This window comes from Vibrio sp. GLN_1 (genome assembly GCF_043106015.1).
Classification (GTDB): domain Bacteria; phylum Pseudomonadota; class Gammaproteobacteria; order Enterobacterales; family Vibrionaceae; genus Vibrio; species Vibrio parahaemolyticus.
The window spans coordinates 135,321-148,733 of the sequence record NZ_JBICMD010000034.1 but is presented as its reverse complement, the minus strand read 5'-3'; the positions used below and the strand labels follow the sequence as shown (position 1 = coordinate 148,733).

General features: G+C 46.8%; 11 protein-coding genes. 9 read left to right on the top strand and 2 right to left on the bottom strand.

From position 1 onward, the window contains the following. Nucleotides 1–121: 121 nt before the first annotated feature. The 9 genes from ACF8OV_RS14370 (at nucleotide 122) to ACF8OV_RS14330 (ending at nucleotide 11,132) form a co-directional block, all read left to right on the top strand. Nucleotides 122–1,306, top strand: a complete 1,185-nt coding sequence (locus tag ACF8OV_RS14370) for a glycosyltransferase (RefSeq protein ID WP_020840666.1) — start codon at nucleotides 122–124, stop codon at nucleotides 1,304–1,306. Nucleotides 1,307–1,316: 10 nt separating this feature from the next. After that, the gene (locus tag ACF8OV_RS14365; protein ID WP_005483470.1) at nucleotides 1,317–2,489 is read left to right on the top strand and encodes a glycosyltransferase family 4 protein; all 1,173 of its coding nucleotides are present in this window, start codon (nucleotides 1,317–1,319) and stop codon (nucleotides 2,487–2,489) included. After that, nucleotides 2,482–3,912 carry a lipopolysaccharide biosynthesis protein gene (locus ACF8OV_RS14360; RefSeq protein ID WP_180759507.1) on the top strand — a complete coding sequence of 477 codons (1,431 nt, stop codon included), beginning with the start codon at nucleotides 2,482–2,484 and terminating at the stop codon, nucleotides 3,910–3,912. The genes ACF8OV_RS14365 and ACF8OV_RS14360 overlap by 8 nt, the downstream gene beginning before the upstream one ends. After that, complete coding sequence (locus ACF8OV_RS14355) at nucleotides 3,909–5,273, top strand: O-antigen ligase family protein (protein WP_029842986.1); 1,365 nt, start codon at nucleotides 3,909–3,911, stop codon at nucleotides 5,271–5,273. The genes ACF8OV_RS14360 and ACF8OV_RS14355 overlap by 4 nt, the downstream gene beginning before the upstream one ends. 115 nt (nucleotides 5,274–5,388) lie before the next feature. Next, on the top strand, nucleotides 5,389–6,513 hold the full coding sequence (locus ACF8OV_RS14350) for a glycosyltransferase (protein ID WP_203505063.1): 1,125 nt from the start codon (nucleotides 5,389–5,391) through the stop codon (nucleotides 6,511–6,513). After that, the gene (locus ACF8OV_RS14345) at nucleotides 6,510–7,943 is read left to right on the top strand and encodes a chain-length determining protein (RefSeq protein WP_029822600.1); all 1,434 of its coding nucleotides are present in this window, start codon (nucleotides 6,510–6,512) and stop codon (nucleotides 7,941–7,943) included. Before ACF8OV_RS14350 ends, ACF8OV_RS14345 begins: the two co-directional genes overlap by 4 nt. Nucleotides 7,944–8,178: 235 nt before the next feature. Beyond that, nucleotides 8,179–9,297, top strand: a complete 1,119-nt coding sequence (locus tag ACF8OV_RS14340) for a glycosyltransferase (protein WP_180761249.1) — start codon at nucleotides 8,179–8,181, stop codon at nucleotides 9,295–9,297. Then, the gene (locus ACF8OV_RS14335) at nucleotides 9,290–10,483 is read left to right on the top strand and encodes a glycosyltransferase family 2 protein (protein WP_180761250.1); all 1,194 of its coding nucleotides are present in this window, start codon (nucleotides 9,290–9,292) and stop codon (nucleotides 10,481–10,483) included. Before ACF8OV_RS14340 ends, ACF8OV_RS14335 begins: the two co-directional genes overlap by 8 nt. Before the next feature lie 10 nt (nucleotides 10,484–10,493). Continuing rightward, a complete protein-coding gene (locus ACF8OV_RS14330) occupies nucleotides 10,494–11,132 on the top strand; it encodes a sugar transferase (protein ID WP_024699468.1) in 639 nt (212 codons plus the stop codon). 18 nt (nucleotides 11,133–11,150) lie between these two features. On the opposite strand, the gene ACF8OV_RS14325 is transcribed toward ACF8OV_RS14330, so the two are convergent. Further along, nucleotides 11,151–11,540, bottom strand: coding sequence for an ATP-binding protein (locus tag ACF8OV_RS14325; RefSeq protein ID WP_025631719.1), 390 nt, complete (start codon nucleotides 11,538–11,540; stop codon nucleotides 11,151–11,153). A gap of 120 nt (nucleotides 11,541–11,660) precedes the next feature. Then, a complete protein-coding gene (locus ACF8OV_RS14320; protein ID WP_005483430.1) occupies nucleotides 11,661–13,241 on the bottom strand; it encodes a BCCT family transporter in 1,581 nt (526 codons plus the stop codon). Nucleotides 13,242–13,413: the final 172 nt, after the last annotated feature.

Here is a 13,413-nt window from a genome sequence, read left to right as displayed (position 1 = left end):
TCTCGCTGCCTCTTTGTTTTCATTTCCTCATCTCTACATTTCAATCACTTAAACCAATAGCATATTTTGGCATCTCGGTTGCAGTAGTCGAATTAGATTAACGATAAGACCGAGGTGACTTATGACTACTCCAAAACGCATTCTTTACGTTCATTATGGTGATAACTGGATTCGCGGCAGTGAAGTGGTACTACTCGATCTTATCTTGGGTATCGACCGAGACAAGTTCGAGCCAATTGTCTGGTCGAACTGCCAACCTCTGATTGAGAAATGCCAAGATCTTGGTATCAAAGCAGAGCACTCTACGTTCAATCTCGTCGGTGGCTGGTGTGCGCCGCGTTGGGACATCACGGGTTGGAATAACCTGATCAAACAAGGTTCAGCGCTCATCGAGAAGCACAATATCGACCTCGTTCATGTCAACAGTGGTGGCCCTTGCCAGTGGATGTCCTTAGCCGCGCGCATGAATCATGTACCTCTAGTCACGCAATTGCATTGTCACTACACGTTGCGCGATCGTTTTTCGCTTGGCTTGCACCTTTCGCCGAAACTAATCTGTGTGAGCAAAGATGTAGGCCGTGAAATTCTGCGCGATGGTTATCCAGAAGAGCAACTGCACGTAGTGCACAACGGCGTCTCTTTGGATGACTCTGAAGCGCCTATCGACATCAAAGCGCGCTTGGGGATTCCTGCTAATGCATTCACCTTCCTTTCGGTTGGTTCGCTGATCAAACGCAAAGGGTTTGACCGCCTCATTCATGCTATGCGAATGCACAACTACCATCAAACCAATCCACATCTCGTGATTGTCGGCGACGGTGAAGAGCGCGAAAACTTGAAGCAATTAGTTACCGTTCTTGGTATGCAAGACCGCGTGCACTTCGTCGGAGAACAGACCAATGCAGGCGCTTGGATGTCGGGCAATGCTGACGCTTTCATTAGCGGCGCATACGAAGAGGCTTTTGGTCTAGTCGTAGGAGAAGCGGCATTAGCAAAACTGCCAATCGTAGCACCTAAAACTGGCGGTATTCCCGAATTGTTCGAGCACAACCATAGCGCCCTTCTTTATCCAAACCAGGGCATGGCTGGACTGCTGAATGCGATTCAATTGGTCATGCAAGATGCCGACTTGCGAGAAAAACTGGCTGAAAATGCCTACCTACATGCTAGCCAAAACTTGACCACGACCGCTTCCGTCAAAGCGATTGAAGCAATTTATGAAACCGAGCTGGAAAACAAAACTGTTGTACCGATGCCAATGGCGCAGTGCATGAAACCCATTTCCCGCTGGTTGAGCATCAACTGAGGAACAGATCATGAAACGTGTATTGATGTTCGATGCGATTCCAATGCAAGGTGGTTCCAAAATCGCCAATGCGGAGCTACTCAAACAGTGCAATAAGCTCAACGTTGTTGGTTATTTGGTGACAACAAAACCCGAGCATTGGACGCCACTTTTGGAAGACACGCCGCGCATCCAGATTCTCAACATAAAAGCGGCGCCGTTTTGCTCCACTCATGGCCTTATCTATTGGTTGATGAACGCGTTTTACCTGATTCAACTGCTCAAGGTTTGCATGAAGCTACCAAAAATAGATTGGTATTTGGGGCTTTCTTGCCCAAGCAATGACATGCCTTTGTACCTGATGAGATTGTTCAGCCGCAAACCAGTGGTACAAATGATTCACGGACCTGTTGGCGTCGCAAGATCGTCCGGCTACTGCTTAGTAAAAGCCAGCGCTATCTACTATCTGTCAAACACTCGCGAATCCTTGATTAACGCGTTGCAAGCCTATTTAAAAACACCAAAACCTGCGACGGAAAGATATTGGAGCACATTGAACGCCTCCACATTTGTGAACGGCCTTTCTCGCGAACGCTGGCCGAAACAAGCTAATCCAATCTCCAATCGCGTGTTTTGGGCTGCGAGTTTGTTGAAATGGAAAAACGTAGATTTACTGCTGGATGCCCTAACGCTAGAAAACACCACCACCATTCAATCCACCATTTGTTACATCAAACCGAATGTACCAGGCGTTGAATATTCCACTCCGGATTTTAATACCAAAGGGGTCGATTGGTATGAATCTCCAAACAACCTCAACGAATTGCGTGCACAGTGTGGTGTTTTTGTTTCCACCAGCGTGAACGAACCTTTCGGGCTTTCCATTTTAGAAGCACTGGCGTCCGGTATGTGTGTGGTTATCCCTCACGATGATAGCTATTGGGATCGCGTATTGACTCATGGAAAGAACTGCATCAAATACACACCGAATAATGCGGCTTCTCTGCACAACGCGATTCGTCTGCTTAATGAGTCACCGTGGATGAAGGTCACAATGGGACTTGAAGCCTTAAATGTCGCACAGCTATACAGCGCGGAACGCTGCTACATGCCAATAGCTCAATATTTATGTTCAGAGCATGCGCCAACCAGTCATCACGGTGCCAAAGCGCGAAACAACGTCAAAGGATATGACCATGTCTAAAGCAATGACCAACATGTCACTTTTCGCGATTGCGTTAGTGATCAACAAAAGCATCAGCTTACTCATGTTGCCTGTGCTCCCACACTTTTTGACGCCAGAGCAAATGGGCAAACTCGAGCTACTGACCACTTTTGGCGTAGTGACAACCTTGTTGGTCAGCTTTGCTTTGCACGAAGCACTCTATCGTTTTGTCGGCGTGGAGAAAGACGCACAAAAAAGAACCGTTTCTCTCAACCAACTTTATTCATTGTCGGTGCTGATCGCCGGCGCGGTGGCTGCGATTCTCCTGTTACTGATTGCGTTACTCCCTATTCCTGAACCTTTTACGCGCATCGAATTTGCTGTTGTTACGCTTGCCATTGTTCTGGAGGGCAGCATTGCGATTGGCACGGCTTGGCTGCGCACTCAAGATGACAAAGCCAAAACACTGCTTCAAGTGATGGTGACGACAACCCTACTGCAAGTCACGTTTATCGTCGCGGCGCTTGCGCTGCACCCGCATGTCATCTCGGTGCTAATTGGCGGTCTTATCGCTGCGGTCATGCAATTTGTTTGGTTGCACATCATCAACCGTTACACCCTTGCTCTGCCTCAGATTGCCTTAGCCAAGCAGTATTTGAATTACTGCCTACCAGTAATGCTGTCTGCACTTGTCGCGTTTTGTTTGAATGGCGCCGAGCGCTGGTTCATCGGTGCAAATGCTTCGTTGGCGACGTTAGGCATTTATGCGATTGCGGTTAAGTTCGCTGTGGGTATGTGTATTTTGGTGCAGCCATTTGGCATGTGGTGGATGCCACGACGCTTTGCGTACCTGGAAAATGGTCGAGATAGTGAAGCCGTGCGCGTTTCTCATTTAGGGATGATTTATGTTTCTGCGCTCAGCGTGGTTGTAGCGACACTAGCAATGGTCATGATCACGAACTTCTTGCCAGAGACCTACCATGAAGCGGTACTGTACACTCTGTTCTTGCTACCGATTGCGATGCTCAAGGAATGGAGCGAATTGTTAAACATCGCCATTCTTTTCAAACGCAGAACCCGATGGTTGCTTGGTATTAATGTGGTTTCTGCCTTAGTTGCGATTGGGTTGCTGTTTGGGTTGTCTTCTCTCGGTATTTTTGGTGTGTTCATTGCGTTGTACTACGCGCAGCTTTGTAAACTCGGCCTAACTTACGCGGTGGGCCAACAGTGTATGACTCTACCATTCCATTTGAGTTTGATGGTATTACTGCAAATTATCTCAGGTGTGGCACTGTTCCTGCTTCACTCTTCACAATCGATAGGAATCGCCATCGCAATTTGCATTTTGACATGCAGCCTGCTGGCAGGACTCGCCGTTCGTTACATGAGTAAAGAAACCCGCAGCGCATTAAGTCAGCAATTCATTCGATGGCGCGGACAAGTGAAGAGATATTCGATATGAACTCAACCGATGTGAGAACAAAACAATCCATTGCAGCGCTGACGATCACCGTAGTGATTGCGTTGCTTTGGATCGTGATGCCTCACCCCATTTTGATTGTGGCAGTGTGCTTTGCACCGTTGGCATTGCTATTCGTCCTCAATCAAACCTTTTGGCTCGTGACACTGTTCGTTATCTTCTCTTTTTTCCGTATTCACGAAGCGTTTCCTGCCATTTACAGCTTTAAAATTCCATTGCTTTTATCCCTTGGCGCGTTAGCTGCGCTAGCTTTTCATCTACTGCTAAGTCGTCAACTTACGGCATTCTGGCACCCTTCACTCAAGTGGCTGTGCATTTTCTGGGGGCTGGTTATCATCGGGATTGTGTTCGCCTCTAGCCGAGATATTGCCATCACGGTATTTAAAAATACGTATTGGAAAATCATTGTGATGACCTTGGCGATCACTTGGCTGATCACCAAACCGCAGCAGCTCGCTCAAATGTCCCGAGCGATCATCGTCGCCGGCATGTTGATTGGGTTAGTCGCGCTTAACAACGCAGCGAACGGCATTGATTTAGTCGAAGGCACTCGCGTGTCGATTGGGCGTTCCATTGGTTCAGTGCTGGGCGACCCTAACGACTTGGCACTCGTGTTGATGTTTCCTCTCGCCTTTACCGTTAGTCAATTGATGGAAAAACGCTCGCCGACCCTATTACGACTCTTCGCGCTTATCACCTGCTTTATCCTGTTTTTCGCAGTGATACAAACACAAAGCCGTGGCGGTTTGTTGGGATCGCTCTCTGTGTTTGCTTACTTCGCCTTTAAACACATCAAAAGCAAAACCTTGGTTTTGGTTCTTGGGGCGGTTGCGGCTTTAGCCTTATATGCTTTTGCTGGGATTTCGGGGCGTGAATCCGGCGGCGCAGCAGAAGATGGTATCGACGCATCAGCGATGGGTCGTTTGTACGCATGGGAAGCGGCTTTCAAAATGGCACTCCACCACCCGTTTACCGGAGTAGGATTAGATAACTTCTACTTCAACTACTATTTCTACAGCCCACATTGGGATGGCATCAACCACGCGGTGCACAGTACATGGTTTGGTGTGTTAGCGGAAACCGGATTTGTCGGGCTAGCGGTATTCATCACGCTGATCGTCTCGTTGATTCGCACCTCTTTAAAATCCATTTCGCTGCTCACACCCGATTCCGATTACGCACTGACTGTTGGCGCAAACGCGGTATTGAGCGGCCTTATCGGCACCATTGTCTCTGGTACGTTTCTTACTCAAGGCTTTACGTGGCCAATCTACATCCTTGCCGCGCTCACCGTGGTGGTTAGTCGTATCGTTCAATCTGATTGTCAAAATGAGAAATCCTAATCCTTTCATTTTGACAACAATGCAACTAGCTGTTTTTAAAGGCTAAAATCCTTGGCACACATTGTGATTACTCCTTCTATCAGAAACCCAATCTTAAGAACTCAAGGAGAAACACATGACGGATATCGTAGTATTTGGCGAAGACTTCGGCGGCCTACCATCATCAACGCAGCACATCGTTCAGCGACTTGCCACCAACCATCGCATTCTTTGGGTTAATTCCATCGGTTTAAGACAACCAAAACCGACGGGTAAAGACATTCAGCGTTTAGTGAGCAAGATTTCCCGCGTTATCGGCAATACTGGCTCAAATAAGCCAACCATGCATTGTGATGCGGTAGACAACATTTTCACGGTAAATTTGCTGACAATACCGGCTCCACACTCTGCTTTTTCAAGAAAAGTGGCAGCGAAGATGATGCAGCACCAACTAGAAAAACACTTAAAAGCGTTGAACTTCGACAACCCACTGTTTTGGACATCCCTACCAACCGCCGCTGATGTGTGTAATGCCATGAATAAACGCGGGCTGATTTACTACTGCGGAGACGATTTTGGCGCGTTAGCGGGCGTTGATCATCAAACAGTGATGGAGCATGAACGCACACTGGTTGATAGCGCCGATTTTATTCTTGCTGCAAGCGACAAGCTGGCCGCTCGATTTCCGGATAATAAAACCACAACGCTGCCACACGGGGTCGATTTCAGTCTATTTTCAACGCCTGCAGAAAAGGCAAGCGACTTGCCGAACAATGGCCGTAAAATATTGGGTTTTTATGGCAGTTTGTCTGACTGGCTAGACTATCGTTTGATCGACCAAGTCGCCCAACACGCACCGGCTTGGGATTTGGTTTTTATTGGGCCGAATGAGTTTGCCCGCAATCCATTACCACAGCGAGACAACGTTCATTACTTAGGGCCTCGCGCGCATCATTTATTGCCAAGCTATTCCCAACACTGGGACGCAAGTTGGCTACCGTTTGTCGACAACGCACAAATCAAAGCGTGTAACCCGCTCAAACTTTTGGAGTATTTGGCAACGGGAACGCCCGTTATTAGCACACCATTTCCGGCTCTGATGCCTTACAAGCACATGTTACACATCGTCGCCGACGTCGAAGACGTGTGTGCCAGCCTAAGTCACCTGCTGCCACCACCAAACGGCTCTACATCTTATGTCCAACAACAAAGCTGGGAAGCAAGAGCAGAGCAAGTTGAGAAATTAGTGAGGGCACTATGAGCGATTTACGAGAAAACATCAGCGTATTACTGCATGGCGCGTGGCGACGTCGCTATATGATTGTCGTTCCGATGCTTGTGCTACCTATCCTTGGTTTTGGCGTAAGCAAGCTCGTTCCAACAACGTACGTCGCACACACCAGCATGTTGATTCAAGAAACGGCAAAGATGAATCCGTTTCTGCAAGATATTGCCGTATCAACCATGCTTAAAGACCGTTTGAGTGCGTTGAGTACTTTGCTGAAAAGCCGTCACGTGCTCTACTCTGTCGCAAAAGAGCAAGGGCTGATTGACGATGACATGGGCGCGAAAGAACAAGAATTCATCATTAAAGATCTCGCTTCGCGCTTATCGGTTCAACAACTGGGGAAAGACTTTATCCAAATTCAGCTAAGAAGCGGTAAAGCACAAGGAATGGAGTCAATGTTAACGTCGGTGAGTAACCGATTTGTTGAGCAACTGTTGGCCCCTGAACGCTCGTCGATTAAGGATTCCAGTCATTTTTTGACCATCCATATCAATAAGCGAAGAGAAGAACTCGACAAAGCCGAGCACGCTTTTGCCGAGTACAAAAACACCTACTCACACGCAACACCAGAAATGCAGGCCCAAAGCTTGACCCGCCTAGCCAGCTTAAAGCAAACCTTGGCGGAGAAAGAAGCCGAGCTGGCCGGTGTGACTCGCAGTTTGGGGAGCTTGGACCAACAGCTTTCCAAAACCAACCCCGTCATCGGTAAGATTGAAGAACAAATTATCGAGATCCGAAGCGAGCTTACTCTGCTCCGCGCCAAATACACCGAAGCGCACAGCCTAGTACAAGGAAAATTGCGCGAATTAAAACGCTTAGAGCAAGAACGCACAGTTCTGCTCAGTTCAAAACAGCCAGAGCTGAACAGTAACCAATTGTGGGACATTGCGAGTAACGCCACCGTAAGTAGCCTTGGGGAAGCGCAGCCATTGCTTGTGTCTCAACTTCATCAACTGCAAATTATGCGTAGCCGTTTTGAATCACTCACCGAAGAAACCGTCAGTTTGCAAAAGATGATTCAAGAGTTAGAAAGCAATGCCCATCGCTTTGGTAGCACCGCGACAGAAATCAACCGTTTAGCACGTGATGTCGCCGTAAAACGTGAAATGTACGACGACCTCGTCGAGCGTTACGAAATGGCGCAATTGACAGGATCGCTTGGTGTGTTTGAAGAAAACAAACGCGTGAAGATCATTGATGCGCCATTCACTCCGACAATTCCGTCTAATCTACCAAGTATTGTATTTATCATTCTAGGCTTTATCGGTGGTGCCGGCCTTGGCGTTGGTCTAGCCACCATACTTGAACTGGCAGATAACTCGGTGCGTTCTCGCCGAGCATTAGAAAAACACCTGGGCGTTCCGGTGATCACCACCTTGCCTAAAGTGACGTTCGCCAGTTAACTCTCCTACTCACCATGACGATAACGCACTCGTTGATCCGAGTGCTTTTTCTTTGCTACGCCACGTTAATTTACCGCATGGTTTTGTCTTCTCATTAATATGAATCTCAAATTGAGAATGTTGATTTTCAGATTTGACAGTCAGACCTAACTATTTGTTTTTATTTAAAATAAATAATGGCACGTAGCGTGCAACACGTTGTTCAGAGTAGATACACACTACTGAGGGCGTAAAGATGGAACGCAGAGAAAATAAAAACACCAAACGGAATCATAAAAAAGTGGTGTTGCATGTGGTGCAACACTTGGCACCGGGTGGATTAGAAACGCTAGTGCTGGATATGCTTCGCTTCGCAGAACCTCGTCACGATGTGTTTGTGGTGAGCTTAGAAGGCGCCAAATCCCAATCCTTAGCGAAATGGGCTAAGTTGACCGAATACAAAAGCCAGCTTCATTTTCTCAATAAACAGCCGGGGTTCAGCGTTAAAACCTTAGGCACACTTACGGCGATGATCAAAGGCATGAAGCCAGATGTTGTACACACACATCATATTGGTCCTTTGCTTTACGGTGGCATTGCCTCACGTTTGGCTGGCGTTCCTGTCATCATTCACACCGAACATGATGCCTGGCATTTGAACAATAAAAAAGCTGCGCGCTTACAGTCTGTGCTGCTAAAAACCGTTCGCCCACATGTGGTTGCCGATGCGCACTTTGTTGCCGACCAAATCACAACCAAACTCAACTATCGCGATGTGTGCACCATTCACAACGGTATTGATTGCCAAAAGTTTCAGTGCGGTGATCGCCAAGCTAAAAGAAATCACTTTGGACTACCTGAGGATAAAACCGTAATTGGCGTAGCAGGCCGATTAGAAACCGTGAAAGGACATAAAGTGCTGATAGAGGCCTTCTCTCACCTTGAATCTCATACCCACCTTGCGATTGCAGGTGACGGCAGCCAACGCGAGCAACTTGAACATTTGGTACGCACACTCAAACTTGAGCAACGCGTCACCTTTCTCGGTTTAGTCAACGACATGCCAAGCTTCTACCAAAGCTTAGACTTGTTTTGTTTACCGTCTCTACAAGAAGGGTTTCCGCTTTCAACACTCGAAGCGCAAGCGTGTGACATCCCTTGCGTCGCGACGGATGTTGGCGGCGTGAAAGAAACACTGTGCCCGAAAAGCAGCGCTTTGGTAGAACCTAACCGCGTATTTTCACTCGCGGAGGCTCTATCTAAACAATTGGATTCAAACATCCATTCGCCTCGAGCTTACATTCTTCAACATTTCGATATTCGTGACATGGTTGGTCGCTACACTCGTTTGGCTAAGGAGTCGACTTATGAATGATCTCATTTGGATTGCTGGTTTTGGTTTGTCTGCGTTTTTGATCATCTACCATCATGTGGGTTATCCGTTACTACTGAAATGGCTGCCACTCAAACCAAAATCTAACGACGAAGGCGAACACTTTGCAGAGCGTCATTACAAAGCCTCGGCCAGTGATAACAAACTTCCTTCCGTGACCATCATCATCCCCGCTTACAATGAAGAGCAGTGGATTGCTGAGAAAATTCGCAACTTGGCGAGTTTGGACTACCCAAGGGGTAAACTGAAGGTGGTAATTGCGTGTGATGGTTGTACCGATAAAACTGCAGAAATCGCACAAGATACCATCCAAGAAGCGATTTGCTCTGATACCTTGTTTATTGTGAACGACCACTCTATCAATCGTGGAAAAGTCGCGTTGATTAATGAAGAGATGAAACACGTCACGTCCGACATCACGGCACTGAGTGATACATCTGCTCTGGTTTCTTGCGACTCTCTCCTTTTGGCAAGTCAGCATTATCAAAATGAGAACGTGGGCGTCGTTAATGCGACATACCAAATTATGCGCACTAGCAATCAAGGCGAAGCCGCTTATTGGCAATACCAGTCTCGCGTTAAACACCAAGAATCCTTACTTGGTTCAACGATTGGTTCTCACGGCGCGTTTTACACGTTCAGGACTAAGCTGTTTGAGCCACTCGAAGCTGGCACCATCAATGACGATTTCATTCTCCCTATGAGAATCGTTTTGCGAGGCTTCACTTCGGTTTACGAACCTAAGATGCTCGCGCTCGAACTGGAACAAAGCTCAGACGACGCGGACTTTAAGCGCCGCCTACGAATCTCAGCCGGAAACATGCAGCAGCTGATGCAATTGAAAAAATTGTTGCTGCCTCGCTATCGTGGCACCGCCTTTGCATTTCTATCAGGAAAGGTTCTGCGTTTAGCAACGCCGTATTTGATGATTGTGTGCTTAGTGTGCTCATTGTTACTTGCTCAACATCCGGTGTTTCTATTGTTGCTGTTGACGCAGGTTGGCATTTACGGCATTGCGTTAATGACTTATCTGATACCAGCCCTTAACACAGTGAAACCTTTCAAACTGATTAGCTATATCGTCATTGGCCATATCGCAAACTTTGTCGGCGGTATGAAGTACCTACTAGGCATGGAAAACGGACGTTGGAAACGCGTCAACCAATAGGGAAAGCATCATGAAAAACTCACGTTACGACTCAAATGTATGCCACGCGAAAAGAACGTTTGATGTACTGATTGCGCTGTTGATTCTGCTAGTAACCGCACCACTGTTTCCGTTCATTGCTCTTGCCATCAAGGTCAGCTCAAAAGGCCCAGTGATTTATCGTCAACTGCGTGTTGGTCGCTGCACACCCGAGAAGATGGATCTGTTTCAAATCATGAAGTTTCGCACGATGTACATCGATGCAGAACAACGCTCAGGTGCGGTTTGGGCAACCGAAAATGATCCACGCATTACCCCGGTCGGCCGATTTTTACGTAAGACTCGTCTCGATGAGTTACCGCAGCTATTCAATGTATTGAAAGGTGAAATGTCTATGATTGGCCCTCGCCCTGAGCGACCTGCCTTCTATCAAAAGTTGGAAGATGAAATTCCCTACTTTGTAGAGCGCACATACGGCGTACTGCCAGGTATTACTGGCTTGGCGCAAGTAAACCAAGGTTACGATGCTTGCATTGAAGACGTGAGAAGAAAAGTTGGTTTTGACCACAGCTATGCACTAAGCCTTGGATCGTTTTACTCGTGGATCACGATGGATCTTTCTATCATGAGCAAAACGCTTATCGTAATGATTGATGGACGCGGCCAGTAATGCTTCGAGTCTATTTTGCTACTCTTGCCACTGGCGACGCATCTTCTCGATTGTCGCTGGTGGCACATTATGAATGCTCTGATATTCGCCCGAGCACACCATCACTTCCACCTCGATAGATTTCTTTCGGCAGTAATCTAAATACCGCTTCATTTCCCAATGTCGTACAAAGGTATTACTCACAATCACGATTTTCCCTTTGTTCAACCATTTTCGCGTTTGTTCAAAACACCATTCGTGCGCTTGCGGAAGCAAAGACGGATTGAAGTGGTACTCGCCTTTCTCATTCTCAAAATACATGTCGGCTTCGAAATGCTTCGCATCGAAATCTTTCACCAATCGTTTCGCCAATGTTGTTTTTCCTGAGCCAGGAAGACCACGAATGAGAATAAGTTTAGCAAGCGACATAATGCAGTTGAGTGATGAAATAGAAGCCCAAACTGTAACGGAATTTCTTAAAAAGAAAAGCAGAAATAAAAATGCCGAGCAATGAATGCTCGGCATTGAGTATTAATTTATCAACATCGATTAGCGGTAAGCGGAAAGCTCGGTACGTAAACCTTTCACCAAACTCACACACATCAACAGTAGAACAAAGGTAAATGGCAAGCCGGTCGCAACCACACCAGACTGTAGCGCTTGCAAGGCTTCTTTACCGCCAACCCAGAGCATAACCGCGGCAATTGAACCCTCGATACACGCCCAGAAAATTCGCTGTGGAACGGGAGCATCAATCTTACCGCCCGCAGTGATACTGTCGATAACCAATGAACCGGAGTCAGATGAGGTGATAAAGAACACCAAAATCAAAACAATCGACAGAATAGAAATCACTGAGCTGTATGGTAATACATCGTAAACATGGAATAGTGTCAGTGAAATATCCGTTAAACCATTCGCACCCAATTCACCAACTTTGTTCACGACCTGATCAAGCGCAATACCACCAAATACTGACATCCAAACCAATGTTACCAACGTCGGAATCACGATGACTGCGAACAAAAATTCTCGAACGGTACGGCCTTTCGATACGCGAGCGATAAACATACCCACAAACGGAGACCAAGATACCCACCAAGCCCAGTAGAACACTGTCCAACCGTGCATCCACGTTTCGTCTTCACGACCATGCGGGTTACTCAACGGAATGATGTTTTGGATGTATGCCATTGTCGTGTCGACTAATGAACCCATCGCAGTATCAAAGGTAATGAACGTAATAAAAATAAGCAGAGCGAACGCAACGATCATATTGACGTTACTTAGGAGTTTGACACCGCCGTCAATACCACGAACAACAGAAAGCACAGCAATAAAGGTTACAAACGCAATCACCACCATTTGTGTACCGATGCCGCCGTTTAAACCAAAGACATGGTTAATACCACTGGTTGCCTGCTGAGCACCCAAACCAAGAGAAGTCGCAAGACCGAACAACGTCGAAAGTACAGCAAGGATATCAATAACGTGACCTAACCAGCCCCATGCACGGTCACCAAAAATTGGGTAAAACGCCGCGCGCAATGAAAGCGGTAAACCTTTGTTAAAGGCGAAAAAAGCAAGTGCCAACGCAACAAGGGCGTAAATACTCCAACCGTGAACACCCCAATGGAACATGGTCGCACCCATCGCGAGTGATTTAGCATCGGCTGAATACGCTTCTGCGTTTAGCGGCGTGCCCCACCAATCCGTGAAATAGGCCGTTGGTTCAGCCACACTCCAAAAGAGAAGACCAATACCCATACCTGCAGCAAACAGCATTGACAGCCATGAAACGGTTGAATGATCCGGCGTCGCTTCTTTACCGCCTAAACGAATCTTACCTAATGGAGAGAAAAGCAGACCAACAGCGAACAATAAGAAGAAATTGGTAGACCACATAAAGAATGCATCAAACTGTTCAATAATTCCGTTTTTGATCCCGTTTAATGCGTCGCGAGCGGTAACTGGCTCGACAAGAAGAAGTGAAATAAGACAGAAAACAACGAGACCAGCACTGATGCCGAATACGGGATTGTGTATATCGAAGCCCCATTTTTGAACGTTGTCTTGGCCAACCTGATAGTCTGTTGTGTCGATACTATATTTTTTAAATGCATTATCCATAAATACAAATTTAACGTAATTTGAAACGCTTCTCAGGGGAGAAGAACTCCAATACCGCCCTCCATTAATTTGAACTCTAAACTTTAAAAACGATGCGAAGTTTATCACCAATCACAAATTTATGCAAAAATGACACTTTTATTGCATATTTACAGCAAACAAACGCCAAACA

What these genes read in the sequence shown, in the direction of transcription:
- ACF8OV_RS14355 (WP_029842986.1), top strand. Translation starts at nt 3,909, where the DNA reads ATGAACTCAACCGATGTGAGAACAAAACAATCCATTGCAGCGCTGACG.
- ACF8OV_RS14370 (WP_020840666.1), top strand. Translation starts at nt 122, where the DNA reads ATGACTACTCCAAAACGCATTCTTTACGTTCATTATGGTGATAACTGG.
- ACF8OV_RS14335 (WP_180761250.1), top strand. Translation starts at nt 9,290, where the DNA reads ATGAATGATCTCATTTGGATTGCTGGTTTTGGTTTGTCTGCGTTTTTG.
- ACF8OV_RS14330 (WP_024699468.1), top strand. Translation starts at nt 10,494, where the DNA reads ATGAAAAACTCACGTTACGACTCAAATGTATGCCACGCGAAAAGAACG.
- ACF8OV_RS14340 (WP_180761249.1), top strand. Translation starts at nt 8,179, where the DNA reads ATGGAACGCAGAGAAAATAAAAACACCAAACGGAATCATAAAAAAGTG.
- ACF8OV_RS14360 (WP_180759507.1), top strand. Translation starts at nt 2,482, where the DNA reads ATGTCTAAAGCAATGACCAACATGTCACTTTTCGCGATTGCGTTAGTG.
- ACF8OV_RS14350 (WP_203505063.1), top strand. Translation starts at nt 5,389, where the DNA reads ATGACGGATATCGTAGTATTTGGCGAAGACTTCGGCGGCCTACCATCA.
- ACF8OV_RS14345 (WP_029822600.1), top strand. Translation starts at nt 6,510, where the DNA reads ATGAGCGATTTACGAGAAAACATCAGCGTATTACTGCATGGCGCGTGG.
- ACF8OV_RS14320 (WP_005483430.1), bottom strand. Translation starts at nt 13,241, where the DNA reads ATGGATAATGCATTTAAAAAATATAGTATCGACACAACAGACTATCAG.
- ACF8OV_RS14365 (WP_005483470.1), top strand. Translation starts at nt 1,317, where the DNA reads ATGAAACGTGTATTGATGTTCGATGCGATTCCAATGCAAGGTGGTTCC.
- ACF8OV_RS14325 (WP_025631719.1), bottom strand. Translation starts at nt 11,540, where the DNA reads ATGTCGCTTGCTAAACTTATTCTCATTCGTGGTCTTCCTGGCTCAGGA.